The 25,345-nt window shown below is 66.8% G+C and carries 26 protein-coding genes and 1 tRNA gene; 13 read left to right on the top strand and 14 right to left on the bottom strand.

The window, feature by feature from the left end; all coding sequences use genetic code 11:
• Positions 1-11 precede the first annotated feature (11 nt).
• The 6 genes from N6C22_RS17500 to N6C22_RS17475 all read right to left on the bottom strand — a co-directional run bounded on the left by N6C22_RS17500 (position 12) and on the right by N6C22_RS17475 (position 5,646).
• Positions 12-233, bottom strand: a complete 222-nt coding sequence (locus tag N6C22_RS17500) for a hypothetical protein (protein ID WP_261652418.1) — start codon at positions 231-233, stop codon at positions 12-14.
• A gap of 260 nt (positions 234-493) precedes the next feature.
• The gene (locus N6C22_RS17495; protein WP_261652417.1) at positions 494-1,258 is read right to left on the bottom strand and encodes an ABC transporter ATP-binding protein; all 765 of its coding nucleotides are present in this window, start codon (positions 1,256-1,258) and stop codon (positions 494-496) included.
• The gene (locus N6C22_RS17490) at positions 1,255-2,058 is read right to left on the bottom strand and encodes an ABC transporter ATP-binding protein (RefSeq protein WP_261652415.1); all 804 of its coding nucleotides are present in this window, start codon (positions 2,056-2,058) and stop codon (positions 1,255-1,257) included. Before N6C22_RS17490 ends, N6C22_RS17495 begins: the two co-directional genes overlap by 4 nt.
• A 49-nt stretch (positions 2,059-2,107) precedes the next feature.
• Positions 2,108-3,193, bottom strand: a complete 1,086-nt coding sequence (locus tag N6C22_RS17485) for a branched-chain amino acid ABC transporter permease (RefSeq protein ID WP_261652414.1) — start codon at positions 3,191-3,193, stop codon at positions 2,108-2,110.
• Positions 3,190-4,278, bottom strand: a complete 1,089-nt coding sequence (locus tag N6C22_RS17480) for a branched-chain amino acid ABC transporter permease (protein ID WP_261652413.1) — start codon at positions 4,276-4,278, stop codon at positions 3,190-3,192. The genes N6C22_RS17485 and N6C22_RS17480 overlap by 4 nt, the downstream gene beginning before the upstream one ends.
• Positions 4,279-4,326: 48 nt before the next feature.
• Positions 4,327-5,646, bottom strand: coding sequence for an ABC transporter substrate-binding protein (locus tag N6C22_RS17475; RefSeq protein ID WP_261652412.1), 1,320 nt, complete (start codon positions 5,644-5,646; stop codon positions 4,327-4,329).
• Positions 5,647-6,065: 419 nt separating this feature from the next.
• On the opposite strand from N6C22_RS17475, the gene N6C22_RS17470 reads away from it, so the two are divergent.
• From N6C22_RS17470 to N6C22_RS17455, 4 genes are all read left to right on the top strand, one after another.
• Entirely contained in the window at positions 6,066-6,704 is a 639-nt protein-coding gene (locus N6C22_RS17470) for a helix-turn-helix domain-containing protein (RefSeq protein WP_261652411.1), read from the top strand.
• A gap of 145 nt (positions 6,705-6,849) precedes the next feature.
• Positions 6,850-8,601 carry an Nramp family divalent metal transporter gene (locus tag N6C22_RS17465; protein WP_261652410.1) on the top strand — a complete coding sequence of 584 codons (1,752 nt, stop codon included), beginning with the start codon at positions 6,850-6,852 and terminating at the stop codon, positions 8,599-8,601.
• Positions 8,602-8,603: 2 nt separating this feature from the next.
• Entirely contained in the window at positions 8,604-8,969 is a 366-nt protein-coding gene (locus N6C22_RS17460) for a hypothetical protein (protein ID WP_261652409.1), read from the top strand.
• Positions 8,966-9,442 carry a hypothetical protein gene (locus N6C22_RS17455; RefSeq protein ID WP_261652408.1) on the top strand — a complete coding sequence of 159 codons (477 nt, stop codon included), beginning with the start codon at positions 8,966-8,968 and terminating at the stop codon, positions 9,440-9,442. The genes N6C22_RS17460 and N6C22_RS17455 overlap by 4 nt, the downstream gene beginning before the upstream one ends.
• Positions 9,443-9,488: 46 nt before the next feature.
• On the opposite strand, the gene N6C22_RS17450 is transcribed toward N6C22_RS17455, so the two are convergent.
• On the bottom strand, positions 9,489-12,536 hold the full coding sequence (locus N6C22_RS17450) for an FAD-binding and (Fe-S)-binding domain-containing protein (RefSeq protein WP_261652407.1): 3,048 nt from the start codon (positions 12,534-12,536) through the stop codon (positions 9,489-9,491).
• A gap of 114 nt (positions 12,537-12,650) precedes the next feature.
• Between N6C22_RS17450 and N6C22_RS17445 the strand changes: the two genes are divergently transcribed.
• Positions 12,651-13,751, top strand: coding sequence for a S1C family serine protease (locus N6C22_RS17445; RefSeq protein ID WP_261652406.1), 1,101 nt, complete (start codon positions 12,651-12,653; stop codon positions 13,749-13,751).
• A gap of 19 nt (positions 13,752-13,770) precedes the next feature.
• On the opposite strand, the gene N6C22_RS17440 is transcribed toward N6C22_RS17445, so the two are convergent.
• Positions 13,771-13,911, bottom strand: a complete 141-nt coding sequence (locus N6C22_RS17440; protein WP_261652405.1) for a hypothetical protein — start codon at positions 13,909-13,911, stop codon at positions 13,771-13,773.
• 119 nt (positions 13,912-14,030) lie between these two features.
• Between N6C22_RS17440 and N6C22_RS17435 the strand changes: the two genes are divergently transcribed.
• Together N6C22_RS17435 and surE are read left to right on the top strand one after the other, a co-directional pair.
• Positions 14,031-14,195 carry a hypothetical protein gene (locus N6C22_RS17435; protein WP_261652404.1) on the top strand — a complete coding sequence of 55 codons (165 nt, stop codon included), beginning with the start codon at positions 14,031-14,033 and terminating at the stop codon, positions 14,193-14,195.
• A 56-nt stretch (positions 14,196-14,251) separates the two neighbouring features.
• Positions 14,252-15,043 carry a 5'/3'-nucleotidase SurE gene (surE, locus tag N6C22_RS17430; protein ID WP_261652403.1) on the top strand — a complete coding sequence of 264 codons (792 nt, stop codon included), beginning with the start codon at positions 14,252-14,254 and terminating at the stop codon, positions 15,041-15,043.
• Between the two features lie 46 nt (positions 15,044-15,089).
• On the opposite strand, the gene N6C22_RS17425 is transcribed toward surE, so the two are convergent.
• Entirely contained in the window at positions 15,090-15,677 is a 588-nt protein-coding gene (locus N6C22_RS17425) for a flagellin (RefSeq protein ID WP_261652401.1), read from the bottom strand.
• A 149-nt stretch (positions 15,678-15,826) separates the two neighbouring features.
• Here N6C22_RS17425 and N6C22_RS17420 point away from each other — a divergent pair, with 149 nt between their 5' ends.
• A complete protein-coding gene (locus N6C22_RS17420; RefSeq protein WP_261652400.1) occupies positions 15,827-15,982 on the top strand; it encodes a hypothetical protein in 156 nt (51 codons plus the stop codon).
• 311 nt (positions 15,983-16,293) lie between these two features.
• Here N6C22_RS17420 and N6C22_RS17415 read toward each other — a convergent pair.
• Positions 16,294-16,367, bottom strand: a tRNA-Ile gene (locus N6C22_RS17415).
• A gap of 75 nt (positions 16,368-16,442) precedes the next feature.
• Complete coding sequence (locus N6C22_RS17410) at positions 16,443-17,042, bottom strand: FxsA family protein (protein ID WP_261652399.1); 600 nt, start codon at positions 17,040-17,042, stop codon at positions 16,443-16,445.
• A gap of 106 nt (positions 17,043-17,148) precedes the next feature.
• On the opposite strand from N6C22_RS17410, the gene N6C22_RS17405 reads away from it, so the two are divergent.
• Positions 17,149-18,795, top strand: a complete 1,647-nt coding sequence (locus N6C22_RS17405) for a DUF255 domain-containing protein (protein ID WP_261652398.1) — start codon at positions 17,149-17,151, stop codon at positions 18,793-18,795.
• Between the two features lie 63 nt (positions 18,796-18,858).
• Positions 18,859-19,665 carry a TrmB family transcriptional regulator gene (locus N6C22_RS17400; RefSeq protein WP_261652397.1) on the top strand — a complete coding sequence of 269 codons (807 nt, stop codon included), beginning with the start codon at positions 18,859-18,861 and terminating at the stop codon, positions 19,663-19,665.
• Positions 19,666-19,744: 79 nt separating this feature from the next.
• Here N6C22_RS17400 and mptA read toward each other — a convergent pair whose 3' ends face one another.
• Together mptA and N6C22_RS17390 are read right to left on the bottom strand one after the other, a co-directional pair.
• Positions 19,745-20,677, bottom strand: a complete 933-nt coding sequence (gene mptA / locus N6C22_RS17395) for a GTP cyclohydrolase MptA (RefSeq protein WP_261652396.1) — start codon at positions 20,675-20,677, stop codon at positions 19,745-19,747.
• A 67-nt stretch (positions 20,678-20,744) separates the two neighbouring features.
• Entirely contained in the window at positions 20,745-21,569 is an 825-nt protein-coding gene (locus N6C22_RS17390) for an NAD(+)/NADH kinase (protein ID WP_261652395.1), read from the bottom strand.
• Positions 21,570-21,790: 221 nt separating this feature from the next.
• On the opposite strand from N6C22_RS17390, the gene N6C22_RS17385 reads away from it, so the two are divergent.
• Together N6C22_RS17385 and N6C22_RS17380 are read left to right on the top strand one after the other, a co-directional pair.
• The gene (locus tag N6C22_RS17385) at positions 21,791-23,068 is read left to right on the top strand and encodes a KaiC domain-containing protein (protein WP_369684425.1); all 1,278 of its coding nucleotides are present in this window, start codon (positions 21,791-21,793) and stop codon (positions 23,066-23,068) included.
• 110 nt (positions 23,069-23,178) lie between these two features.
• Entirely contained in the window at positions 23,179-23,541 is a 363-nt protein-coding gene (locus N6C22_RS17380) for a hypothetical protein (protein ID WP_261652393.1), read from the top strand.
• Positions 23,542-23,582: 41 nt separating this feature from the next.
• Here the strand turns inward: N6C22_RS17380 and N6C22_RS17375 are convergent, their stop codons facing one another.
• Positions 23,583-24,677 (bottom strand): hemolysin family protein, encoded by a 1,095-nt coding sequence (locus N6C22_RS17375; RefSeq protein ID WP_261652392.1) that lies wholly within the window; start codon positions 24,675-24,677, stop codon positions 23,583-23,585.
• 166 nt (positions 24,678-24,843) lie between these two features.
• On the opposite strand from N6C22_RS17375, the gene N6C22_RS17370 reads away from it, so the two are divergent.
• The gene (locus tag N6C22_RS17370; protein WP_261652391.1) at positions 24,844-25,317 is read left to right on the top strand and encodes an Lrp/AsnC family transcriptional regulator; all 474 of its coding nucleotides are present in this window, start codon (positions 24,844-24,846) and stop codon (positions 25,315-25,317) included.
• The last annotated feature ends 28 nt before the right edge of the window (positions 25,318-25,345 follow it).

Genomic DNA, 25,345 nt, shown 5'->3' with positions numbered 1-25,345 from the left:
ACGAAACGTGGCTACTCTGGCCCGGTGAGGTCGAGGGGGCGAATCCAGCGGAACCAGAAGGCGAGCGCGACGCCGCCGAACCCGCATGCCCACGCGACCGTCCCGATGAACGGGTAGCCCGCCGCGGTCAGCATGTACTTGAGGGTTCCGGGGACGATGACGCCGAACGCGACCGTCAGCCCGGCCAACATCGTCTCCTCGCGGTCGAGGGCGGTCGTCGAATGTTCTCCCATACACGGACCTACGGCTGGGCCAGCGTGAAACTCACGGTTTCGGGTGCAGGTGTCGAAGAAGTACGGGGATGGACGCACGCGTGCTGTCAACCATGGAGCGTGTGACGTGCGTCCACGTGTGACTACTACGTGACGTACCAAAAGCGTCACTGGGGCTGTGCACGGCGAATGCGCCGCCGCTGGCTGGAACGTGGACCCTCGAAAGAAGGGTGTGGGAATCGTGGGATGCCTGCAGTGGGATGCCTGCAGTGGTGGCTCGCTCAGACGCCGAGGTAGCGCTGGCGGAGCGCTTCGTCTTCGCGCAGTGCGTCGGTCGTCACCTCCTCGACGATGTGGCCCTCGTCCAGGATGTAGTGACGGTCTGCGACCGCCATCGCCATCCCGACGTTCTGTTCGACGAAGAGGACGGTGATACCCTCCTCCTCGTTGATGTCCGTGATGATGTCCTCGATGCGCCGGACGATGTAGGGCGCGAGGCCCTCCGATGGCTCGTCGAGCAGCATCATCTCGGGGTTCGACGCGAGCGCCCGGGCGATGGCGAGCATCTGCTGTTCGCCCCCGCTCATGTTCCGGGCGTGTTTCGTCCGCATGTCCTGCAACTCGGGGAACGACTCCAGGATCTCCTCGCGGCCACGCGGGTTCGGCGCGTGGTTGATGGCCATCTGGATGTTCTCCTCGACGGTGAGCGCCGGGAAGCACCGGCGGTCCTCCGGGACGAGGCTTACCCCCGTGGCTGCGACCTCGTAGGGGGCCTTCCCGACCAGTTCCTCACCGCGGAACCGGATGGACCCCGACCGAACGTCGGGCACCTCGGTCCCGATGACCGAGCGCATCGTCGTGGTCTTGCCGGCCCCGTTGCGGCCGAGCAGCGAGACGCGCTCACCCTCGTACACCTCCATGTCGACACCGAACAGGACCTGCCCGGTCTCGTAGCCGGCTTCCAGCGAGTCGATGCTGAGCAGCGGGTCCTCACCCGGGCGACGGTCGGTGGCGTCGATGGGGTCTGCAGGACTGTCCGCGCTCATAGTTCCTCCCTGACGCCGCCGAGGTAGGCGTCCTGGACGGCCTGGTTCTCCTGGACCTCTGCGGGCGTGCCGGTCGCGAGCTCCTCGCCGCGGTTCAACACGGTGACCCGGTCGCTGATGGAGAGGACGACGTCCATGTCGTGTTCGATGAGCAGCATCGTCAGGTCGAACTCCTCGTGGATGTCCTGGATGAGCTCGGCGGTCTCGGTGGTCGCGCTGGGACTCATGCCCGAGGTGGGCTCGTCCAGCAACAACACGTCGGGGTCGGTCGCGAGCGCCATGGCGATGCCGAGCAGGCGCTGGTCGCCGTGACTCAGGTTCTTCGCCGTGGTGTCCGCGACGTGGTCCAGGCCGAGGCGACGCAGGAGCGACCGGGCCCGTTTCAGGCCGACCGACTGGCCCCGTCCGAGCAGGTCGAGGCTGAACTCGCCCGCCTCCGCCGTCTGCACGACGATGCGGACGTTCTCCAGCACGGTCGCGTCGGTGAACAGCTGGTTCGACTGGAACGACCGGGCGATGCCGACGTGGGCGCGGCGGTGCTCGGGGAGGCCCGTGATGTCCTCGCCGTAGAGCTCCACCGACCCGCTCGTCGGTTCGAGCACGCCCATGACCTGGTTGAAGAAGGTCGTCTTCCCGGCCCCGTTGGGACCGATGATGGCGCGCAGTTCGCCCTCGGGGATGGCCAACGAGACGTCCTCGTTGGCGTACAGCTCCCCGAACGCCTTGGTCAGTTCTTCGGTCCGCAAGGCGACGGTGTCTGTCGGTTCGGCGGTGGTCGTGGATGCTTCTTTGGTACTCATTCGGTGTCACCTCCGGTGAGGCGGCCCGCGATCCGCTGGCTCGCGCCCTTCAGGCCACCCCACAGCCCTCGCGGGGCGAGGAGAGGATGATGAGCACGAACAGCAGGCCGAGCAGGAACTTCCAGTGCTCCATGTACGGTTCGACGTTCAGGGTGACGAGCGCGAACTCCGACAGCGGGAGCTGCAACAGCTCGAAGTCGGTCAGGTAGTCCTCGCTCCCCAGCCAGACGAACACGCCGGCGAACGGCCCGGCGAAGTAGTTCATCCCGCCGAGCACCGACATCAGGACGGCGTCGCCGGAGGTCGTCCAGTGGAACGTCTCCAGGACCGCACCCTGGTCGTTGATCTCGAGCAGCGAGCCCGCCAGCGAGGCGAACAGCGCCGAGATGGTGAACGCGTACACCTTGTAGCGCGTCGTGTCGATACCCATGGCGCGGGCGAGTTCCTCGTTCTCGCGGATGGCCCGGAGCGTCCGGCCGAACGGCGACCGGAGCAGCTGCCAGAGGCCGACCGTCGCCACGACGAAGAATATCGCGACGAGCCAGTACCAGTCGAAGTCGGGGATACCAACGAACGAGACGAACTTGTCGCCCCGGTCCGCGAGTATCCACGCCGGCAGGGTGTTACTGGAGATGCCGTCCGACCCCTCCGTGAGCCCGCCGGGGTTCTGGTTGACGACGTAGTAGAACGCCTCCCCGAACGCGATGGTGAGCATCGCGAAGTATATTTCGCCCTTCTCGGCGATGATCTTCCCGATGCCGAACGCGACCGCGGCGGTTGCGACGAGGCCGATGACGGTCCCGAGGAACCACGGGATGCCGAACTTCGAGAGCCCGATGGCCGTCGAGTACATCCCGATACCGAGGAACATCGCGTGCCCGAACGAGAGCACGCCGGTGAACCCCAGCAGCAGGTTGAACCCGGCGACGAATATCATCCAGATGAGGATGGTCGTCGCGATGTTGCCGTAGCCCAGTACCCACTCGTGGGCCACGACCGGCCGGAGGACGAACACCAGCGCGATGAGCGCGAGCGGGATACGGAACTCCCAGAGGAGGCTCCTGTCGGTGGCCTCGCCCATGCCGGTCCCGTAACCTTCGCCGTCGGAGGCGAGGTCGGGCGCGTCGTCGCTCATTCGAGGAACCCCTCCGTGCCGAACAGGCCGCGCGGTCTGGCGAGCAATACGACGATCATCACGACGAACGGGACGAGCCCGCCGACGCTCGGGATGACGAGCCACTCGGGCCCGATGGTCATGCCGAGGCCGGCCGCATCGACGACCGGCTGGACGACGGGCTGGGTCACCTCACTAAGGCCCTTGAGGACGGGCTTGGTGAGCAAGATGGCCCACCCGATGAGCAACCCGGCGACGACGCTCCCGAAGATGGAGCCGACGCCGCCGACCACCACGACGATGAACGTCATGATGATGAAGGAGATGCCCATGTCCGGCTGGAGGCCGACCTCCGCCCCGCGGAGGACACCGCCGAGGCCGGCGATGCTGGCCCCGAGGATGAACGTCGCGGTGAACCGGATGGGCAGGTTCGCGCCGAGTATCTCGGTCATCTCGGCGTCCTGGACGCCCGCCCGGACGGTCAGCCCGAAGTCGGTGTTCGTCACGAGGTAGTAGACGAACACGATGGCGACCGTCGACACCGCCACGGTGAACAGCCGGAACGTGCTGACGCTCGTGACGCCCAGGTTCGTCGTCGTCGAGAGCGACGCCGGAATCTCCATCGACAGCGGGGTCGACCCCCACTGGTAGCGGATCCACTCCTGGAGCATCAGGGTGAGCCCGAACGTCGCCAGCAGGCCGACGATGGGTTCCTGGCCGTACAGCCGACGCAGCGCGAGCAGTTCGATAGCCGCGCCGACGACGCCGACGAGCAGCGGGGCGACGATTAGCGCCGCGAAGAACGGGAGGTTCATCACGGCGACGAGCTGGTAGGCGAGGTACGCCCCCAGCATGAACAGCGCCCCGTGGGCGAAGTTCACGACGTTCATCAGTCCGAGGATGAGCGACAGGCCCAGCGCGATGAGGACCAGTATCATCCCGTAGACGAGGCCGCTGATGGCCTGGTCGACGAACAGGCCGGGGTTGGTCACGAACGCGATTCCGAGGAGGACCGCCAGCACGGCCGCTGTCGCGGCGAGCCGGGGCGAGGCGAGTGCCTCCTCCCTGAGACGTTCGACGACACCTGATTGTGGTGTTTCGGTCATTCCTGCGTACTCTCTCTAGATAGTGTGGTTGGTGATGGGTCGGCGACGCTACAGGCTGCAGCCCGTCTCGCTGGGCTCGCGGGCGACCTCGTCACCGGGCGTCTTGCTCGTGTGCTTGAACCAGCTCTTGTAGGGGTCGTCCTGCATCTCGGACTGCTCCCTGGCCTGGACCGTCGACACCGGCTGGATGAGCTGGTGGTCGTCGGCCCGGAAGTACATCTTGCCCTGCTTGAGCTTGTGCTCGAGTTCGTGGCCCTCGAGTGCGCCACGGATGTCGGCGGCGTCCTTCGAGCCGGCGCGGATGGCCGCGCGGGTGAGCTGGTCCATCGAGGTGTAGCCCATGAAGTGCCGGGAGAACGGCGACGCGCCGAACTCGCTGGCGATGCGCTGCTTCACGCTCTCGCCGAGGTCGGTCGTCGGTGAGGACGCGGCCCACGGCGTGGCCCACAGGCCGGCGGCCGAGGCGGCCTCCTTCCCGATGCCCCAGAAGACGGACTCCTCGAACAGCGGCCCGGCCATCTTCATGTCCTCGTCCATGCCCTTGTTGAGGAACTGTTTGGTGACGATGCGCTGGTCGGTCCCGGCGATGACGACCGCGAGGCCGTCCGCGCCGGAGTTCGCCGCCTCGTTGAGGTACTGCGTGTAGTCCTGCGAGGGGAACGGCGTGCCGACCTCGCCCTCGATGGTCGCCCCGTTGGCCTTCAGGGCGTTCTTGATGGCCTTCGCACCGGTCTGGCCCCACGTGTAGTCCGCGAACATGACGAACCACGAGTCGGCGTAGTCCGCCATCTGGGTGCCGAGCGCGTTCGCCAGCATGGAGTTCGAACACGTCGGGCGGAACATGTTCGAGGCGCACTTGCCACCCGTCGTCGCGTCGGAGTGCGACCCGGCTGCCATGTACGCGACGCCGTTGTCCGACGCCCAGTTACCCATCTTGATGGCGACCGAGGAGGAGACCCCACCGAGCGTGAAGTCGACCTGGTCCTCGTTGACGAGGCGCTTCATGCGTTCGAGACCGGTCCCTGGGTCGGTCTCGGTGTCCGCCGTGACGAGCTCGATGTCGACGCCGAACTCGTCTTCGAGGTCGGCCTTCGCGAGCTTCGCGCCCTGTACTTCGCCCTGCCCGAGGAAGGAGTACGAGCCGGACTGCGAGGTGATCACACCCACCTTGAACGACATGTCCTCCCCACTGGACTGCGTGCCACCCTGCGTGCCGCCGTTGTTACCGTTCCCACCACCACCGCCGCTGGTGTCGGGATCGCTCGTGTCCGCACAGCCAGCGAACGCTGCGACTGCCCCGGTACCGAGTGCCTGCAGGTACCGCCGTCTGTGCACCGTGCTACCACTGTTGTTGCCGTCTTCTGGCATGGAACAAGCATACGAACAAGGGTATAAATAGGTTTCCCAAGTAGTAATTGTTATTACTATTTAAGGTGTGGGGTAGACGGCGTTATTCTTGCGTTTCGGGCCTTGAAATGGCTGTTCTGTGTGTCTCTGTCGCTCGGTTGGTCTGTTCTGTGACCATTACTCTGGTCCTTCGCACGCGACGCCAGGAGCTCGACGGAGGATTCAGTCGACTGAATCGAATGTTCACACGACTGAAACGGTCACGTACTGCGATTTTGTCGGTTATCACCGTGGCTGACCGGATGGAAAACGCACCGTTTAGTCGTGTGCACTGGTACCATGAGTCGAACTCACACGTATGTAACGGCGGCTTCACACGACTGCAACGGTAGTTCACTCGTGTGTAAAGGCTTATACGGGGGTATGCACCACGGTATAGCATGGCATCCGAGGGTGGCGCGCGGGAGCGGGACCGGAACGACGACGGCCAGTTCTCCGACCGCATCCCGCTCGAAGCCGCACTCGACGTGTTCGAGGAACAGGACGATCGGGCGCGCCCGCTCACGGCGAGCGACGTACTCGAAGAGCTGGACTGCTCGCGCCGGACCGTCCACAACAAGCTCAACGAACTCGTCGAGCGCGGCGACCTCGAAACGCGAAAGGTCGGTGCACGGGGGCGGGTCTGGTGGCGGCCGCTTCGGGTCGACGCTGTCGACGAGCCCCTCGAAACGAGCACGCGTGCACGCGGACAAGACTCTATAGCGGAACAGCCCGCCGCCGACGACCCGCTGGCGGAGTACCCCCCAGCGGTCCAGCGCGCGGTCGAGGACGTCGACATTCCCGGAACGGGGAGCACCGCGAAGGCACGACAGGACGCGGTGCTGGCCGCCTACGACTATCTCACGGAGAACCCGAGCGCGAAGAAGGGCGATTTCCTCCAGGACGTCTTCCCCGAACACCCGGCCGAGTTCCAGACCGCGGACGGCTGGTGGAACGCCATCCAGCCGGCGCTCAAGCAACTTCCGGGCGTCGACCCGCCGGAAGAGCGCGGGCACATCTGGCACTTCCTCGGGGGATGACCCCACGATTCCGGCCACGGGCCGGAGATTCGCTGCTCCCGACGGATAGATATAAACCGTCGGCATCCAGTCTACTGGATAGACACGGCACGTGGTAGCAGGGTCCCCGTGGGGGTAGGCACGGCCGGGACCGGGTAACAGACAGATGGCGATGGAACGTGAGCAAGAGGCTGTAGATGCGGCCGTCGACGAGGAGCCGGAGGTGTACGCATCGCCGGAGGAGGGCCGCGAGTACCGGGCCTCCGCGTACGCCCCGACCGCGTACGACAATCTCGAGGTCGCCCCCGAAGACGAGGAACACCCGGACCCGGGTGAGGGCGACTCGTATCGGCTCGTGGACCTGCCTCGCGTCCCGAAGCTGACCCACGTCCTCGGCCCGAGTGCCATCATGCTCGGGGCCTCGCTCGGGAGCGGGGAGACCATCTTCTGGCCCCTGCTCGTCGCCCAGAACGGCTGGAGCATCTACTGGGCGTTCTGGGTCGGCGTCCTCACGCACTTCGTCATCAACACCGAGATACAGCGCTGGACGCTCGCGACCGGCGAGAGTATCTTCCGGGCGTTCGAGCGCGTCCACCGGGGCTGGCCCATCCTCTTCCTGATACTCGGGTTCGTCAGCTTCGGCTGGCCGGGGTGGGCGGCGACGGCCGCGAAGGTCGGGGCGACCGGCCTCGGTATCGAATCCACGTTCACGCTGTTCGGCTACGACTTCCTCGGCTGGAAGGCCTACGGCATCCTGTTGATGCTGCTCATCTGGGGCTCCTACCAGCTCACACCGCTGATGTACAACGTGGTCGAACGCGTCACCGCGGTCCTCGTCGCCTCGTCGGTCCTGTGCGCGATGGGCCTGTTCGTCCTGGTCGGCGACCCGGGCGAACTCACGAACATCCCGCTCGGCGCGGTGAGCATCGGGACGCTCCCGGCCGACGAGGACGTCGCGGTGTTCCTCGGCGGCCTCGCGTACGCGGGCGCAGGCGGCTATCTCAACCTCTCCCAGTCGCTGTGGGTCCGCGAGAAGGGGTACGGTATGGGCCGCTACCAGGGCCGCGTGCTCAACCCCATCGTCGGCGACGAACCGGAAATAATCCACCGCGACGGCTTCTCCTTCGAGGCGACCGTCGAGAACATGCGCCGGTGGCGCGGCTGGTGGCGACTCGCCCAACTCGAACACCTCGTGACGTTCGTCCTCGGCGTGCTGGTGACCGCGACGGCGATGATGGCCATCGCGGCGACCTACGTGACGGCGACGGACGCCGGCGGCGTGGAGATGTGGCTCACCGGTGTCGCACCGAACCTCCCACCGCTGGCGGGGGCGCTCCTGTACGGCGTCCTCTTCCTCGCCCTGTTCACGACGGAGTACGCCATCGTGGAGTCCGTCGTCCGCAACAGCGCCGACGTCATCTACGAGTCGGTCGGTCGGGAACGCGGCTGGAGCCTCCCGCGCATCTTCTGGTACCTGCTCACCGCGTTCGCCGGCTGGGGCATCCTCATCCTCACGCTCCCGATCCCCATCGAACAGCCGTTCGGCCTGCTGCTGACGGCGGCTGCGATGTCCGGGGCGATGATGTGGCCGTACACCGCGCTCACGCTGCTCATCAACACCCGGCGACTGCCCGAACACACCCAGCCGGGCTGGCCGCGCATCATCGCGATGTGGTGGGCGACCGCCTTCTTCGGGTACTTCTCGGTGCTGCTCGTGGGCAACACCTTCGAGCAGTTGCTCGGCCTCTCGGTGTTCCGGGTGACCATCGGCGTGACCGGCAGTGCCCCCGGCGGGCTGGCGCTGTTCGTCGTGCTCGCCATCACCCAGGTGTACGTGATGTCGGCGTCGGCCAAGGCGAAGTGGCGCGCCGAGGAGACCGTCGAGAACGCCGGGGAGGCGGACGGGCTGTTCTCGTGACGATGTCGGCGACGGCAGGCGGGCGATTCGACCGGGTCGCCCACCAGCTCACCCGGGCCCGACTCGTGCTCTACCTCGCCGGTCTCGTCGCTATCGTCCTCGCCCGGGGGCTCGGTGAACCCGTCCGGACGCCCATCGTCGCCGTCGCACTCGCGGTGATGGTCTGCACCTACGCCGCCGAGTCCTACGTCGGCGAGGGAGCGACCGGCCTGCAGACGACCGGCTCGCGCGTGCTCTTCCTCGCCGGACTCGTCGGAATGGGTGCGGGTGGCTACGCCGTCCTCACCGGGAACCAGGTCGCCGGGGCGCTGTTCGTCGCCGGCGGCGCGCTCGTCCTCCGCCGGTCGGTTGCGGGTGAGGGCCGATGACCACCGTCCACGTCCACGTCCACCACTGCATGGCCGGCACGACGCCGCTGCGAATCGCCGACGTGCTGTTCACCGACGACTCGGTGGAGATCGGCGAGTACGCGACCGTGACGCCCATGTTCGGGCTGGTCACGGGCGGGCACCGGAAACGTGCCCGGGAGATGGCCCAGCGGTGTGCCGACGAGGGTCCCACTGCTGTCCTCGACCATGCCGAGCGACACGTCTCGCTCTCCTACGAGGATATCGAGTCGGTCCGGCTGTACGACGGTGGGCGCTTCGGCCGGCCGAAGCTCGCCATCGACACCGGTGACGGACCGCCCTACGGCTACCGTATCCACGCCCCGGTCGAGGTGGCGTCGCTCCGGGACGTGCTGGCCGACCTCGCCGACGAGAAGGGATTCGATATCACGGTCGTCGAGGGTGTCGGGTTCAGCCCGCGCGAGAGCCTGCGCCGGTTCCTCGTCGACCGGTAGGTCGGTCCTGTCGGACCGCTATCGTCGGTCCTCCCGGACCGCTATCTCAGGCCAGTGCCTGCTCGACGAGCTGGATGGGCGTCGGCGGTTCCTCGCTCTCGGCCGCGTCGCCCAGCGTGTCGCGGTCCTCCAGCTGGGTCCGGCAGGACGCGCCGGGGGCGACGATCTGCTCGGCCTCGCTGGCGTCTATCTGGTCGTAGAGGATGTTCGCGATGGCCTCGGTCATGCCGCGGTGTTCGGCCTCGTAGCCGAAGCTCCCGGCCATCCCACAGCAGGTGGAGTCCAGCGGGTCGACCGCGTAGCCGGCCCGGCGGAGGACGCCCACCGCGTGGTGGTCCTTCTGGGTCGCCTTCTGGTGGCAGTGGCCGTGGTAGGCCAGCGACTCGTCCGGGGCCACGAAGTCGATGGACTCGTCGAGACCGAACGAATCGAGGTACTCACACACGCCGTAGGTGTTCTCGGCGACCTGTTCGACCGACTCGCCCGAGAGCAGGTCGAGGTAGTCCGACTGGAACATCACCGCGTTCGAGGGCTCGACCAGCACCACGTCCCAGCCCTTGCGGACCTTCGGGGCGAGCGATGCGACGTTCTCGCGGGCCGCCTCCTGTGCCTTGTCGAGGACGCCCTTCGAGTGCGCCGGGCGGCCGGTGTCGCCGAGGTCGGGGACGTCGACGTGGACGCCCGCGGCTTCGAGTACCCTGACGGCGGCCTTGCCGGACTCGGGGTCGTTGAAGTTGGTGTGGGTGTCGGGGAACAGCAGGACCGTGCGGGTCGCCGTCGACTTCGGCACCGTCGACCCACCACGGGACTCGAACCAGTCACGGAACGTCTCGCGGTGGAACGTCGGGAGGGTGCGGTCCGCGGAGATACCGACCAGCTTCTCGCCGAGCTTGCGGGCGGGGCCGAAGTCGGCCATCCAGTTCGCGATGGGGGCGGTCATGCTCCCGAGCTTCGAGAGCTCGTGGATGTTCGCGAAGAGGCGGTTCCGCAGGGGGACGCCCTCGCGTTGCTGGCGTTCGTGTTCGACCTCGACCTTGAGCTTCGCGAGGTCCACCCCGCTGGGGCAGTCGTTCTTGCAGCCCTTGCAGCCGATACAGAGGTCGAGTACCTCGTGTTTGAACTCGTCGGAGAACTGCTCCTCCTGGCTCAGGTCACCGCTCATCGCCTGCCGGAGCATGTTCGCCCGGCCGCGGGTGGCCGTGATCTCCTCGCCCGAGGCGCGGTAGGTCGGACACATCACGCCACCGGTCGTGTCCTGGTCGCCCCGGCAGCCGCCACAGCCGTGACAGAGTTCGACCATGCCCTGCATCCCGTTCTCGTTGTCCCAGGTGAGTTCGGGGTCGAAGCCGAGGTCGAACTCGTAGTCGGGACCCGAGCGCAGGTTCTCGGTCATGTCCACGTCGCCACACACCTGGCCCGGGTTCAACAGCCAGTCCGGGTCGAACGCGCTCTTGAGGTCGCGGAACACGCCCCAGAGGTGCTCGCCGTACAGTTTCTTGTTCCACTCGGTGCGGGCACGGCCGTCACCGTGTTCGCCCGAGACAGAGCCGTCGTACTTCACCACCAGGTCGGTCACCTCGTCGGCGATGTCGTACATCGTCTGGACGCCCTCGACCGACTTCGTGTTCACCAGCGGGCGGATGTGGAGCACGCCGGGGCCGGCGTGGGCGTAGAAGCTGGCGAAGGTGTCGTGCTCGTCGAGGATGTCCTGGAAGTCGGCGACGTAGGCACCGAGGTTCTCCGGCGGGATGGCGGTGTCCTCGATGAACGCGATGTGCTTCTCGTCGCCCGTGCGGGAGAGCAGAATCGGGAGGCCGGACTTGCGCAGCTTCCAGATCTTCGCCATCTGCTCGGGGTCGTAGGCCTCCAGCGCGTCGAACGCCCGGGCGGGCTGGTCGACGCTGACGGCCTCGCCGCCGTCGGTCGCCTCGCCTTCGGGCTCGTAGTCGTCCAGGCGGTCGGCGAGCAGGGCCGCAACCTGCTCGCGGCCGTGGTCCTCGTCGTCGGCGTAGAACTCGACGAGCAGGGTCGCCTCGGTCCCCGCGGGCAGCTGGTCGGCGACCTGCTCGAACTCGGGGCGCTCGCGGGCGAGGTCGAGCAACACGTCGTCGACGAGCTCGACCGCGGCCGCGTCGTGTTCGAGGATGGCCGGCAGGTCGTCCATCGCGGCGACGAGGTCGTCGTAACACAGCATGGTCAGCGCCGTCGTCTCCGGGACGGGTTCGAGCGAGACCTCGGCCTCGGTGACGACCGCGAGGGTGCCCTCGCTCCCGGCCAGCAGCTTCGAGAGGTTGACGACGCCCTCCTCCTCGGCCTGGTCGAGCAGGTAGTTCAGGTTGTACCCCGAGACGTTCCGTTTCAGCTTGGGGAACTTCTCACGAATCTCGTCGGCCTCTTCCTCGAGGACGCGCTGGACCTCGGCGTAGATGCGTTCCTCGAGGTCACCGTCCGGGTCGGCGTACTCGTCGAGGTCGTCCACCGGGACGTCCTCGAACTCCGTGACCGTCCCGTCGGCGAGGACGACCTCGCAGGACTCGACGTAGGCGTCGGTCTTGCCGTACTTCAGCGAGTGTGCGCCGGTCGAGTTGTTGCCGATGGCCCCGCCGAGCACCGACTTGTCGCCCCACGCCGGGTCCGGCGCGAACTTCAGGTCGTGCTCGGCGAGTTCCGTGTTCAGTCGGCCGAGCTTGACGCCGGGCTGGGCGCGGGCGGTCTGCCCGTCGGGGTCGACCGACACCACGCCGTCCATGTAGCGCGAGAAGTCGAGGACGACCGCCTCGTTCACCGTCTGCCCGGCGAGCGAGGTCCCGCCCCCTCGCGGGAGGACCGGGATGCCCTCGTCCGCGCAGTGCGACACGACGGCAGCCACGTCGTCGGTCGACTGCGGGAACACCACGCCGATGGGCGTCTTCTCGTAGATACTGGCGTCGGTCGCGTACAGCTGGCGCGAGTACGTGTCGAACCGCACCTCCCCATCGATGCGGTCGTCGAGCGTTGCCTGGAGCGGTGTCTCGGCTACCTCGTCGCTCCGGTAGTCGAAAGAACTCCGTCTGTCAGCCGCAGGGTCCGTGCCAGACCCTTCACTCCGTGCCATATCGAGAGCTACCGACTATCACGACAAAAAAGGGGGCGAAGGTGGCTACATTCGCTCGGTCGCGGGGCGGTCCCCGGGATGTGACTTAACCGGGTTCGTCGCGAATTGAGAGACATGAAACAGGGCAGCCGTCGCCGGTTCCTCCGGGCCGCCGGTGTCGCCGCCAGCGTCGGTCTCGCTGGCTGCTCCGGGACCCGCGTCGGCGAGCAGGGGGTCGACCAGACCAACGACGCCAGCGTGGTGGTCACCGGTGAGGGGTCGGTCCAGCAGGGCCAGACAGCCAGCTACGTCGACGTGTACGAGTCAGCCATCGAGTCCGTCGTGCTCGTCCAGGCCTTCCTGTCCACCGGGCAGAGCCAGGGCTCGGGCTGGGTGTACGACGGGAGCCACGTCATCACGAATCACCACGTCGTCGACGACGCCGAAGTGGTCGAGGTCCAGTTCTCCGACGGCACCTGGGCGGAGGCGACGGTCCTCGGAACCGACCGGTTCAGCGACCTCGCGGTGCTCGCGGTCGCGGAGAAACCCGACTCGGCCGTGCCGCTCCCGGTGATGTCGGGGGACCCTCCGGTGGGGACGCGGGTCGTCGCCATCGGGAACCCCTACGGCCTCGAGGGCTCGATGTCGGAGGGCATCGTCTCCGGGGTCAACCGGCTGCTCCCGAACATCAACGGCGTCCAGATCGCGGACACCATCCAGACCGACGTGGCGGTGAACCCCGGGAACTCCGGCGGGCCCCTGCTTCGACTCGACGGGACCGTCGTCGGCTGTGTGAACGCTGGCGGCGGCGAGAACCTGGCATTCGCCATCTCGGCGGCGATGATACGACGGGTCGTCCCCGAACTCATCGACCGCGGCGAGTACGACCACGCGGCGATGGGTATCAGCATGACGAACGTGACGCCGACGGTCGCGAGAGTGAACGACCTCGACGGGGTCTCGGGTGTGATGGTCGTCACGGTGGCCGACGGCGGCCCGTCGTCGGGACTGCTCCAGCCGGCGACCGGGACGAACAGCGTCGGTGGCGTCAGGGTACCGGTCGGCGGGGACGTGTTGCTCGCCCTCGACGGGACGCCGATTCCGACCCAGCAGGCGTACGCGGTCTACCTCGCGCTCCAGATGCGGCCCGGCGAGGTCGTGACGGCGACCGTCCTCCGGGACGGGGAACGCATCGAGCGAACGGTGACGCTCGGGACGCGGGGCGGGCTCACCTGAGCGTGCGCCGGGAGCCGTCTCAGTCGGCTCGGCGCGTCTCCCGTCTCCGGCGGCGAGCCAGACCGAGCAGTTCGAGGCCAGCCCGTTCCAGGGCGTCGTAGTCGTCGCTGGCGACCGCGAGTCGCGCGGCGTCCATGGCCTCCTGTACTTCCTCGTCCATGGATGCCAGTTCGTGACACGGGTACAAAACAGCGAGCCAAGCAGAGTGAAAGTGAAAGTAGTTGTTACACACGTTCTGGCCCGAAAAATTATATCCTCCCCATTCGACGCGAACGATATATGTCCCCGTTCGATCGCGTCAGGCGAGGCCTCCGCACCCGACTCGGCATGACAGGAGAGGACGTCGAATCCTACGTCTGTCGCGCCTGCGAGACGGACTTCCCCATCCAGCACCACGTCTGCCCGGAGTGTGGCAGCTACAGCGTCGAACGCCTCGACTGGTAGCGCCAGTCCCTGTCCGACCGATACAGTTGTCCCGCTCCGGACCACACTCCACGACGATGGCACGGCCACGGGTGCTGCTCACGAACGACGACGGAATCGACGCGGTGGGGCTCCACGCGCTCCACGACGGCCTCCGGGACGTGGCGGACGTCACGGTCGTCGCCCCCACCGAGGACCAGAGCGGTGCGGGCCGCCGGAAGTCCTACACCGTCGAAGCACACGAGCACGAGCGCGGCACCGCCCTCGACGGGACCCCCGTCGACTGCGTGGCTGTCGGTCGCTACCAGACCCAGCCCGCCCCGGACCTCGTCGTCGCCGGCTGTAACCCCGGCCCCAACATCGGGGCACACAAGCTCAGCCAGTCCGGCACCGTCAGCGCGGCGATGGAGGCCGCGTTCCTCGGGATACCGGGCATCGCCGTCTCGGCGTACGACCCCGAGGTCGGTGGGCTGCGCGAGTTCGACCGCAGTGATTTCGATGAAGCTGTTCGCGTCACCCGTTTCCTGGTCGAACGACTCCACGACGCCGACTGGCTCGGCCCCGACTGGTACTTCAACGTGACCGTCCCGACCGACCGCTCGAAGGACGACGAGCTCCGGCTCACCCGCCCGGCCCGCGGCTTCGACCGCCGGGTCGTCGAGGGCGACGGCGACCGCGAACTCACCTTCGACAACCGCTTCTACGACCCCGTCGTCCCCGAGCGCGACGCCCCCGCGCCCGACCCCGACACCGACCTCGGAGCCTGCGCCGACCACGTCACCAGCGTCTCCCCGCTCCACGTCGGCGTGGAGACCATCGAGGACGAGCGGCTCGCCGACGCCTTCTCCGGCTTCGGGGACGACGCATAGCCCTGGCTCGTCGGTGTCACTCACCGGCCGAGAATCGCGTTCCTGCCTACAGCGGCACCCACACCTTCTCCTCCATCGACTGTGGCACCGTCAGCACCGACCGCGTCACGATGCCCCGCTCCGTGGTGATGGTCAGCACCGCCCTGTCGCCTGCCCCGAGACCCGCCGCACCTTCTTCGGTGCCCGCCCGGACGTCCTCCACGGCGACGACGATGTGGAACACGTCGGTCTCATTGTTCAGCACCGGCGCGGACCCGTCGTGGTCGACCGGCCCGGCCACGGTGAAGTTCTGCGCGGTCGGCTCGCCCGTCGTGAAGTTCAGCGTCCGGTTCACGTGCTCGTCCTCGTACTGGATGGTCGCGTTCGACAGGTTGGTCTGGTTCATCCCGGCCCCGAGTTTCACGGTCAGCCGGGCCGTGCCGACGCTTCCATCCTCGGCGTCGACCTTCCCGACCTCGTTCACGACCAGCACGCCCCCGGAGATGTCCTCGAACGCCGCCGAGGTCTCGTTCTCTGCCTGCGCGCTCAGCTGGCTCGCGCCACTGAGCAGGGTGCCCCCGGCGATGGCCGCCACCGCGACCATCGCGAAGAACATGAAGATGAGCCCGACGGACACCTGGGCGCGCTCCTCCATACTACGCTCTGTTCGTGTTGGCAGTAGTATAGTTCTGTCGGGGGTGACTGTCGCGGTTCTAGAGGTTTTCCCGACGCCGGATGGGTTCGATGGGTACGGCCGCCGAACGTCGCTGAAGACTTACATTCTGGTGGGATGAACGTCCGGGTATGGCCAGCCCTGCCGAGATGGTGAGCGTGCTCGTCGCGCTCGAGTTCGTCGTGATGGCCGGCGCAGTCCTCCTGTTCTTCCCCCTGGAGGCCGTGGCACCGGTCCTCCCGCTCATGCTGCTGTTCGCCGTTGCCCTTTTCCTGTACTGGAAGTGACTGGTGGGTGGTCTAGTGATCGAATGTCCCCGCGGGAACGCGTTTATCGTCTTGATTGCCGACACCCTGGTCCTGATGAATGCCTCCCACCACCGCCCTCGCTCACCTGTCGTGTAGGGAGTGAGCGGTCTCGCCGTTCGAGAGTTCGCGCAGATATTATGGGCCGACTCGGATTGTGAACCAGAGGTAGACAGTCCGGGATGCTCGCTACGCTGCGCTTCCGGGCTGTGACTACCAGGGTTCAAATCCTCGCGGATTCACTAATCACTGCTCGGCGTACTCACTACGTTCGTAGCCTCGCAGAGAATTAGTGGGCCGACTCGGATTTGAACCGAGAGCCTCCACCTTATCAGAGTGGCGCTCAACCTGATTGAGCTATCGGCCCGCCGTCGTTCGCATTTCCGAGTTGTGCGGTGGGAAGTATAAGGGTTTCTTTCTCGCAGAGCTTAGACAGGGGTTCTCACTCGTCGTCCTCGAACTCGATGGAGTACGAGTCGTCCCCGAGGTTGTAGGTGTCGTCAGCGTTGCTCCCGCCGGAATTCCCGCTGCTGGAGCCGCCGGAACCGCCGGGGCCGCTACCCATCCCGCCGAAGCCGCCCATCTGGCCGTTCCCGCCCTCGAAGTCGCCTTGGGGGAAGCCGAACGTCCAGACGTTGCCGGAGGCCATGCCGCCGGTCTGCTTGTCGAGGTACGGCGTGACGATGTACTTCTTCAGCCCGGCGCGGATGGGGATGCGGGTCACGGGGATCGTCAGCAGCAGGGCGACGAAGTCCGTGACGAGCCCGGGCGTGAGGAAGAACGCGCCGGCCGCGATGAGCAGCCCGCCGTCCATCAACTCGTTCGTGGGCGGTTTCCCCTCGGCGAGCTGGCGCTGTATCTTCCGGATGGTGCGCCGGCCCTCGGCGCGCACGAGCAGCATGCCGACGAGCGCGGTCAGGACGACCAGCGCGGCCGCGATGACGATGGTCACCTCGGGCGCGAAGAGCGTGATGAGCAACAGCAAGGCGGCATCGAGCGTCGGGATGACGAGCAACAGCCCGATGAGCCGGAGTGTTCGCATGTTCGGGGGTAACGGGCCAGGGGTCAAAGCCCTTTTTCCATCGCTGCTTGGGTCGCCGCTGCTGCCATCGCCGAGTTCATACCCTCGCGCACCCGAAGCCCCCCACATGGACGAGTCCGCAGCCCAGACACGGGTCGAGTGGCACGAGTGGGGACCGGACGCCTTCGAGTTGGCCGCCGAGGAAGGAAAGCCGATCCTGCTCTCGCTGTCGGCGACGTGGTGCTCGCACTGTCACGAGATGGACCGCGAGACGTACGACGAACCCCGAATCGCCGCGAACGTGAACGACGGCTTCGTGCCGGTTCGGGTCGACGTGGACCGGAACCCGCGCGTGCGGGACAGGTACAACATGGGCGGCTTCCCGTCGAACGTGTTCCTCACGCCAGATGGCGAGGTACTGACCGGGTCGGGCTACCTCGGCGAGGACGGCATGCGCCAGGTCATCGACTCGGTGCGCCGGATGTGGGACGAGAAGGGTGCGGCTGCTGGCCGGGTCCCCCGGTCGGTCCAGGACAACGACACCCCGGCAGGGGAACTCACCGAGGACATCGAGATCCAGCTGCTGGGTCAGATCCGCGAGAGCTACGACGAGCGAAACGGCGGCTGGGGCAGTGCAGAGAAGTTCCCGATGCCCCGGACCATCGAGTTCGCGCTGAAGCGCGAGCAAGAGCAAGCACTCCGGAGCCTGAACGCGGTCAGCGCGAACCTGCTGGACGACTACGCGGGCGGCTTCTTCCGGTTCGCCGCGAACCCGGACTGGAGTGGCACCCACCACGAGAAGCTGCTGGACACGAACGCCTCCCTGCTCCGGGCGTTCGCCAACGCCTACCTCTACACCGGGAAGGACGAGTACCGCCAGCCCGCCGAGGCGACGGTCGACTACCTGACGGGCACGCTCTGGAACGGTGACGCCTTCGGCGGCGGGCAGGCTGCCGGCGCGGGCGCGAGCTACTACACCGCGGAGCCCAGCGACCGCGAATCCGCAGAGACCCCGACCGTGGACGAGACGGCCTTCGCGGACTGGAACGCGCTGGCGGTCGACGCCCTGCTCACCTACCACGCCTACACCGACGACGAGACGGCCCGCCGGTACGCCGAGCGCACTCTCGACTATCTCACTGCGGAACTCGTCGACGACGGCGTCGTCACCCACTTCCGGGCCGACGACGGGACGGAAGGCGAGGCCGGGCTGCTGGTCGACCACGCCCGCGTCCTGAGCGCGCTCACCCGCGCCCGCGAGGTCCTCGGTGCGGACACGCTGGACACCGCCCAGGCGGTCGCCGACCACGCCATCGACACCCTGCTCGTCGGCGACTCCTTCGTCGACGGCCCGCGCGAGGGACTCGGGCTTCTCGACCGCCCGCTCCGCCCGCTCGACGGGAACGTCGAGTTCGCCGACGCGCTGCTCGACCTCGCGCTGCTCACCGGGGAGGACGAGTACCGTGAAGTCGCCGCGGACGCGCTGGCCGCCTTCGCCGGCGCGGCCGACCGCTTCGGGGTCCGCATCGCGGCCTACGGTTCGGCGGTGTCGCGCCTGTTGTACGACCCGCTCGTCATCGCGGTCACCGACGAACCGGGCAGCGACCTCCACCGCGCCGCCCTGCGGATGGCCGACCACGAGAAGGTGGTCGTCCCGAACGCGACCGGCTACGCGGAATCGGGAGCGGCCTACGTCGTCCGCGGGGAGTCCGTCGCCGACCCCGCCTACGACCCCGAAACACTCAGCCGCCGAGTTTCCGACGCGATGGAGTGACACCCCGACTGCTGTCGGAAACTACCGTTGTGTTTATGGTTCTCCACTCTCATGAGGTTTATTATGGCGAGCCTCAGGGACCTCGGGTTGTCGGAGTACGAAGCGAGAGCATACCGTGCGCTGTTGAACACAGGACCGACAACCGCCAAAGAGTTGTCGCGGGCCAGCGACGTGCCCATGGGCCGAATCTACGACGTGCTCAACAGCATCGAGCAGTACAACCTGGTCCGGAGCCAGACCGCGAGCCGCCCCAAGAAGTACGTCGCCGTCGAGCCCGCGACCGCCCTCGACCGACTGCTGGAGGACAAGAAGCGCGAACTCGACGAGAAGGCCGAACAGTACGAGAACATCGTCGACGAACTCTCGGACGAACTCGACGCCGCCGAACCCGTCGAAGAGCAGTTCTGGACCGCCGCCGTGGGACAGGAGGAGACCACCGACCTCCTGCTCGAACGGCTCACCGCGGCCGACCGCCACATCATCATGGTCGCCTCGGCCCAGACCCCTCAGTTCGACGTGACGGAGGTCGGCGACCAGATAGTCGAACAGCTCGAAGACGCGCTCGAACGTGGTGTCAAGATAGACGTCCTCCTCACCCGCCAGGTCGTCGACACCCTCTCCGAGGAGGTCGGTCGCAAGTACCGCGAGCGCCTCTCCCCCGACCCCGACTTCGAGGTCCGCACCAGCGACGACGTGACTGGTACGTTCAATCTGCTCGACGACGTCGAGGTCGTCATCCAGGTGCCCAACCCGCTCGGCTCCTCGGGCGAGACGTTCGCGATGATCGACCTCAAAGACCCAGAGTTCGCGACCGAGGTGTACGACGAGTTCCAGCCGACGTGGGAGGACGCCGAACCGCTGAGTTTCTGAACAGCGGTCGCACTCCCTGTCGACCGTCGATGTCTGTCTCTATCGCAGAAGTAGAGTCGAGAGAGACGTCGCCGACCGGTCAGTGTTCGCCGTCCAGTTCCTTCCGGAGCTGGCCCATCTCGACCAGCCGTTCCGCATGGGCGTTGTGCTGGTGGATGGACTCGTCGTTGGACTGCTCCATATGAATCACGGCGTCGTCCGGCAGGTGGTCGAACTCCGCGACCACGCCCTCGGCCATGGCACGCACGCAGTCCTCGACGAACTTCGCGTCGGCGTGGGCCTCGTAGGTCATGTGGTCCTCGTCGGGGCGCTTCGCGAGGTTGTAGATGCGGGCCGACATGGAGTCGCGGGCGACCTCGACGATGTCCATGAGGTCCACGTCGGGGGTGCCCTCGCTCTCGATGGTGATGGTGGCGTGGCCGCGCTGGCTGTGGCCGGGCTGGGGCACGCGGTCGAGGAACTCCTCGGTGGTCTCGTCGTCGACGCCGAGGTCGGCGAGCACGTTCCGGGCGCGGGCGGCCGACATGCCCTGCGAGCAGGGACAGACCGTCATGCCGACGACGTGGGCACCGATCTCCTCGCGGGTACCCTCGTCGGTCGCGGTGGCGCTCGCGATGATATCGACGACGCTCTGGGTCTCGAGTCCGGAGGCGGGCGTGTTCTCGCGGGTGACGAGTTCGGCTTCCATCTTCACGACGGCCTTGCTGGTGTAGTCGTGCTTGGCCAGCAGGCGCTCGGCGGCGTCGCCACAGACGTCCTCCACGCGGAGGGCCTCGTCGCGGGTCGCGGCTTCGAGCGTCTCGTCGATGACCTGCATGTTGCGGGACATATCGGCACCCTTGCGCCACGACGGGAGGTCGACGAACACTTCGAACTCGGCCATCAGGACGATGGGGCGCTTGCCCTCTCGGTGGAGTTTCACGAGCTTCTCGACGCCTGTGACCCCCACCTGGCTCAGCCCGACGGTGACGTCCGGGCTGGACGCCTGGACGTCCGGCAGTTGCTCACTCATTAGGTGCAGGAAGGGTCAGGAGTTGCTAAGGGCTTTCGAAAGTCGGGGGGCTTGCCCGTACCCGGATTCAATCCAGCTTGTTGAGGGCTTTGAAGAACTCGCTCGGGGGGCCGGCCATCCGGACCGGCTGGTCGGCCCGCTCGATGGTGACGGTCTCGGGTGGGTCGATGACCTGCTGGTTGCGCCCGTCGCTGATGACGAAGCCGGAGTCCGCGTCGTCCACACGGACCGTGACCGTGCTGTCGGCGGCGCTCACCAGCGAGGGCATCGGTTCGGAGGCACACATCTCGGTGACGACGACGGCGTCGACCTCGGGGCGGATGAACGGCCCACCTTCGCTGAGGTTGTACGCGGTGCTGCCCGCCGGGGTCGCGATGAGGATACCGTCGCCCTGGCTGCCGGTGTAGAGCTCGCCGTCGACCCGGACCTCGAAGGAGGCACCCGCCCCGTGGCCGCGCTGGGGCCCCTGGACGACGATCTCGTTCATCCCGGGGTCGAGCGTCCAGTCGTCGCCGCTGGCCTGGAGGCGCATCATCTCGCGGACGTGTGGCGATCCGGTCTCCCGGATGTGCGCGACCTCGTCCCGGACCGCGTCGACGGCATCGTCGGGCGAGACGGCGTTCAGGAAGCCGACCTCGCCGAGGTTCACGCCCATGATGGGGGCGGTCCCAGCGCCGCGGGCGGTGTAGAGGAACGTCCCGTCGCCCCCGATGCTCACGACCAGCGCACAGTCCTGCATGGCCTCGGGCGAGACGCCGTCGATGCCGAGGGCCGTGGCTGTGGCCGTGTCGACTACTATCGTCACGTCGCGCTCGCGGAGCATCTCGCGGAGTTTCTCCGCCAGATGGGCCGCACGAGCGTTGTCCTTCTGGGCGACCAGCCCCACCTTCATACCCGAGGCTACCGCCCACGAGATTAAAAACCCCATCGACAGCAACAAGGTTAATACCTGCGCAGGGCGTGGCCTCCGGTGTACGAACGGCGCGGTCGAGGAGGACTCCTCCGACGCGTCACCACGATAGCAATGCTCCCTTCCGACCAGACTCGTGCCGGCCACGACGCGGTGTCCGTTTCTGGCACAGTAGTGACACACCTGTTCGCTCGCCAGGAGCGGTGGTCACGGTGAGCGAGGAAGACTGGTTCGAACGGGCCATCCGGGAGCGCAACCAGCGGACGGACACGGCTGACGGCGATGGCGACGGCGAAGCCGATGGCGACGACGCCACCGACTCCGACGATTCTGCCTGGGACGACGAGTGGCCCGACGACATGAGTGCCGAAGAGGCCGCCGCGGACGCGGTGGCCGAAGCTGGCACAGATTCGGACTCGGTGTCTGAATCACCAGCAGACCCGGCTGCGGACGGTCCCGGTACCGACAGCAGCCCTGCCGGCACGCCCGATAGCAGCCCCGACAGCACCCCGGCCGAAGACCCCGGCGGTGCTTCGGGCTCTGGCTCGCTGTTCAACGACAACTTCGGGGCCGCCATGGAGAACGTCCAGATGCCGGACGTCGACGACGGCAGCGGGTCCGGCGGTGCGGGCGACTCCTTCGACGTCGACGGGAGCCCGTTCGACGTGGGCGACGGCGAGTTCGACATGGCCACCGACGACTTCGGGATGAGCGCGGGATTCGACAGCGGCGGCGGTGGCTTCGGCGGCGGGGACTTCACCTCCGACGAGGACTTCGACTCCGAACTCCCCCGTATCAACCTCGGCATCAAGGGGCTCGACGAGATGATCATGGGCGGCGTTCCCGAGCGCTCGCTGATGGTCGCGGTCGGCTCCGCCGGGACCGGGAAGACCACCTTCGGGCTCCAGTTCCTCGACCACGGGATGCGCCAGGGCGAGCGCGCCATCTTCATCACCCTCGAGGAGAACCGCCGGCGCGTCATCAACTCGGCCACCGAGAAGGGGATGCCCTTCGACGAGTACGTCGCGGACGACCTGCTCGCAGTCGTCGACATCGACCCCATCGAGATGGCCAACAGCCTCGGGTCCATCCGGTCCGAACTCCCCCGGCTCATCCGCGAGTTCGGCGCGAGCCGGCTGGTGCTCGACTCGGTGTCGCTGCTGGAGATGATGTACGACGACCGGGCCAAACGCCGCAACGAGATATTCGACTTCACGAAGAGCCTGAAGGAGGCCGGCATCACGACCATGATGACCTCCGAGGCCAGCGAGGACTCGCCCTACGCCTCCCGACACGGCATCGTCGAGTACCTCACCGACGCCGTGTTCATCCTCCAGTACGTCCGGCCCTCGGACTTCCGGGAGACCCGCCTCGCCGTCGAGATACAGAAGATACGTGACGCGAACCACTCCCGCGAGACGAAACCCTACGAGATCACCGACGAGGGTATCTCGGTCCACCGGCAGGCGAACATCTTCTGAGGAATATCCGGCCACTACCTTTCCGGCTCCATAGCCTACCTCCCGTATGTCATCGGTAGCCAGTGAGATGCTGCTCGCCAGTGGTCAGCCCGCGGCCCGGAGGGTCTGACATGGGACTCGTCGATTCACTCGTCGTCTTCGTCGTGAGCTGGGTCATCGGGACGGTCGGCATCGTCGCGGGTGCCCGGGCGGTACTGGAACGGAAGACAGACGTCGGGTACGCCGCCGTCACGGCCCTGCTGGGGGCGGTCGTCTGGGGCATCGTGAGCTTCCTCTTCGGGTGGATTCCGCTTCTCGGCATCCTCCTCGTGCTGGTCGCCTGGGTCGGCGTCATCAACTACCGCTACCCGGGTGGCTGGAAGACGGCAGCCGGCATCGGCGTGGTCGCGTGGCTCGTCGCGGTCGTGGTCGTCTGGGTGCTGGCAGTCGTGGGAATCGTCGCCCCGAACGTGCTGGGGATTCCGGGGGTGTAGAATCGAATGACCCCGCCCAGCGACGGGGCAGGGCAACCGCCCTAGTTCGGTGCGGGCTGGTTCCGACGCGACGTGTTCGCGGTCCTCGAATCGAGGGGGTCCTCCAGTTCGCCCATGACGGCTTCGAGCGCGTCGGTCGCGGTGACCAGCCCGACGACCTCGCCATCGGCGAGGACCACCGCCAGCTCCTGATTCTCGGCCTGGAACCGGTCGATGGCGTCGCTGACGGAGGTGTCAGCCGAGACCGTCATCGGCGGCGCTGCGATGTCCGCGAACGTCATCTCCCCGTCACGCAGCGCGTCGATGTTCTCGATGACCCGCGGGACGTAGACGATACCCTTCACGTCCTCCGGCGTGTCACCGATGAGCGGATACCGGGTGTGCTGCGTCTCCGACAGGCGTCGGAGGTTCTCCTCGGGGGAAACCTCGGTCGAGAGGAACGCCACCTCCGATTCGGGGACCATCACGTCCTGGATCTGCATCGTCCCGGCGTCGAGTGCGCTCAGCACCTCATCGTGGCGCTCGCCGTCGATGTCGCCGCGTTGCAGCAGCGAACTCAGGCGGTTGCGCAGCTGACTCCGGGACTCGATGACGTCCTCCTCGGCTTCGAGCCACGCGCCGGACATCTCGATGCCGAACAGTCGGAGGGTCAACTTCGCGACCCAGTCGCCGAGCTTGATGAGCGGCGAGATGACGACGTAGAACCAGTAGAGGGGCGCAGCCCCGTACCGGCAGACCAGCCGGGAGCGCTCGACGCCGAGGTAGGTCGGCGTCTGCTCGCCGTGGGTCAGGTGGATGAGGTTGATGATGAGGTACGCGATGAGCGCGCCGGCCCCGATCCTCGCGAGGGGGGTGCCGCCGAACAGCGGCTCGAAGATGGCCGCGAGTGCGGGTTCGGCGACGATACCGACGGCGATGCTCGAGGCGGTGATACCCACCTGGCACGTCGTCAGGTACAGTTCGAGGTCGTTCGTCATCTCCCACGCTCGCTCCAGTCGGGAATCCCCGTCGACGAACTCGCTCTCGGTGAACTGGCGAGCACGCGTCAGTGCGAACTCGATGGCGACGAAGAAGCCGTTTGCGAGGATGAGCAGGGCTCCTGCGAACAGGCGAATCGAGATTTCGAGGCCGTTCATTGGTCGTCAGTGTTCGCTCGTTCTCGTTCGAGACAGGAAAAAGTGGCGCACTGTCTTCGAGTTTAAATAGCCGATTTTCGGAAACGAAATCTTGTTCTGTTCTGGTGCTGTTCTGACAATCTAGTTTGGCCACGCTTTTAGGATGCCAGCCGAACACTGTAGCCAAATGGCGATTCGAGAACTGGACGACCTCGACCGGCGCATCCTCCGTGAACTCCAGTCGGAGGCCCGCCGCACGTCCTCGAGCGACATCGCAGCCGAACTCGACGTCTCCGCGAGTACCGTCCGGAACCGGATTCAGCGACTCGAAGAAGACGGGGTGCTCCGTGGCTATCACGCCGACGTGGACTACGAACAGGCCGGGTACCAGCTGTTCACCCTCATCGTGTGTACGGCACCGATTCCGGACCGTGAGGAACTCGCACGGGCGGCAGCCGAGGTGGACGGCGTCGTCGAGGTACAGGAGGTGATGAAAGGCGAGTCGAACGTCCTCGTTCGGGCCGTCGGGGCCGACGGCGACGACCTGACCCGGATCGGTGAGGAACTCGACGAACTCGGCCTGAAGGTCTCCGACGAGGACCTGATTCGGAGCACGCACCGGAGTTCGTACTCGGGATTCAGGAGACACGGCGGGGTCTGACGAAGCGTTAACTCGATTCCCCCCGTCT

It is taken from the genome of Haloarchaeobius sp. HME9146, from assembly GCF_025399835.1.
In the GTDB taxonomy this organism is placed as follows: Archaea; Halobacteriota; Halobacteria; order Halobacteriales; family Natrialbaceae; genus Haloarchaeobius.
This window is presented reverse-complemented; position numbering and strand designations above follow the sequence as displayed.

Excerpts from the sequence above, each read along its gene's own strand:
- N6C22_RS17500 (WP_261652418.1), bottom strand. The coding sequence starts at position 233 with ATGGGAGAACATTCGACGACCGCCCTCGACCGCGAGGAGACGATGTTG.
- N6C22_RS17495 (WP_261652417.1), bottom strand. The coding sequence starts at position 1,258 with ATGAGCGCGGACAGTCCTGCAGACCCCATCGACGCCACCGACCGTCGC.
- N6C22_RS17490 (WP_261652415.1), bottom strand. The coding sequence starts at position 2,058 with ATGAGTACCAAAGAAGCATCCACGACCACCGCCGAACCGACAGACACC.
- N6C22_RS17485 (WP_261652414.1), bottom strand. The coding sequence starts at position 3,193 with ATGAGCGACGACGCGCCCGACCTCGCCTCCGACGGCGAAGGTTACGGG.
- N6C22_RS17480 (WP_261652413.1), bottom strand. The coding sequence starts at position 4,278 with ATGACCGAAACACCACAATCAGGTGTCGTCGAACGTCTCAGGGAGGAG.
- N6C22_RS17475 (WP_261652412.1), bottom strand. The coding sequence starts at position 5,646 with ATGCCAGAAGACGGCAACAACAGTGGTAGCACGGTGCACAGACGGCGG.
- N6C22_RS17470 (WP_261652411.1), top strand. The coding sequence starts at position 6,066 with ATGGCATCCGAGGGTGGCGCGCGGGAGCGGGACCGGAACGACGACGGC.
- N6C22_RS17465 (WP_261652410.1), top strand. The coding sequence starts at position 6,850 with ATGGCGATGGAACGTGAGCAAGAGGCTGTAGATGCGGCCGTCGACGAG.
- N6C22_RS17460 (WP_261652409.1), top strand. The coding sequence starts at position 8,604 with ATGTCGGCGACGGCAGGCGGGCGATTCGACCGGGTCGCCCACCAGCTC.
- N6C22_RS17455 (WP_261652408.1), top strand. The coding sequence starts at position 8,966 with ATGACCACCGTCCACGTCCACGTCCACCACTGCATGGCCGGCACGACG.
- N6C22_RS17450 (WP_261652407.1), bottom strand. The coding sequence starts at position 12,536 with ATGGCACGGAGTGAAGGGTCTGGCACGGACCCTGCGGCTGACAGACGG.
- N6C22_RS17445 (WP_261652406.1), top strand. The coding sequence starts at position 12,651 with ATGAAACAGGGCAGCCGTCGCCGGTTCCTCCGGGCCGCCGGTGTCGCC.
- N6C22_RS17440 (WP_261652405.1), bottom strand. The coding sequence starts at position 13,911 with ATGGACGAGGAAGTACAGGAGGCCATGGACGCCGCGCGACTCGCGGTC.
- N6C22_RS17435 (WP_261652404.1), top strand. The coding sequence starts at position 14,031 with ATGTCCCCGTTCGATCGCGTCAGGCGAGGCCTCCGCACCCGACTCGGC.
- surE (WP_261652403.1), top strand. The coding sequence starts at position 14,252 with ATGGCACGGCCACGGGTGCTGCTCACGAACGACGACGGAATCGACGCG.
- N6C22_RS17425 (WP_261652401.1), bottom strand. The coding sequence starts at position 15,677 with ATGGAGGAGCGCGCCCAGGTGTCCGTCGGGCTCATCTTCATGTTCTTC.
- N6C22_RS17420 (WP_261652400.1), top strand. The coding sequence starts at position 15,827 with ATGGCCAGCCCTGCCGAGATGGTGAGCGTGCTCGTCGCGCTCGAGTTC.
- N6C22_RS17410 (WP_261652399.1), bottom strand. The coding sequence starts at position 17,042 with ATGCGAACACTCCGGCTCATCGGGCTGTTGCTCGTCATCCCGACGCTC.
- N6C22_RS17405 (WP_261652398.1), top strand. The coding sequence starts at position 17,149 with ATGGACGAGTCCGCAGCCCAGACACGGGTCGAGTGGCACGAGTGGGGA.
- N6C22_RS17400 (WP_261652397.1), top strand. The coding sequence starts at position 18,859 with ATGGCGAGCCTCAGGGACCTCGGGTTGTCGGAGTACGAAGCGAGAGCA.
- mptA (WP_261652396.1), bottom strand. The coding sequence starts at position 20,677 with ATGAGTGAGCAACTGCCGGACGTCCAGGCGTCCAGCCCGGACGTCACC.
- N6C22_RS17390 (WP_261652395.1), bottom strand. The coding sequence starts at position 21,569 with ATGAAGGTGGGGCTGGTCGCCCAGAAGGACAACGCTCGTGCGGCCCAT.
- N6C22_RS17380 (WP_261652393.1), top strand. The coding sequence starts at position 23,179 with ATGGGACTCGTCGATTCACTCGTCGTCTTCGTCGTGAGCTGGGTCATC.
- N6C22_RS17375 (WP_261652392.1), bottom strand. The coding sequence starts at position 24,677 with ATGAACGGCCTCGAAATCTCGATTCGCCTGTTCGCAGGAGCCCTGCTC.
- N6C22_RS17370 (WP_261652391.1), top strand. The coding sequence starts at position 24,844 with ATGGCGATTCGAGAACTGGACGACCTCGACCGGCGCATCCTCCGTGAA.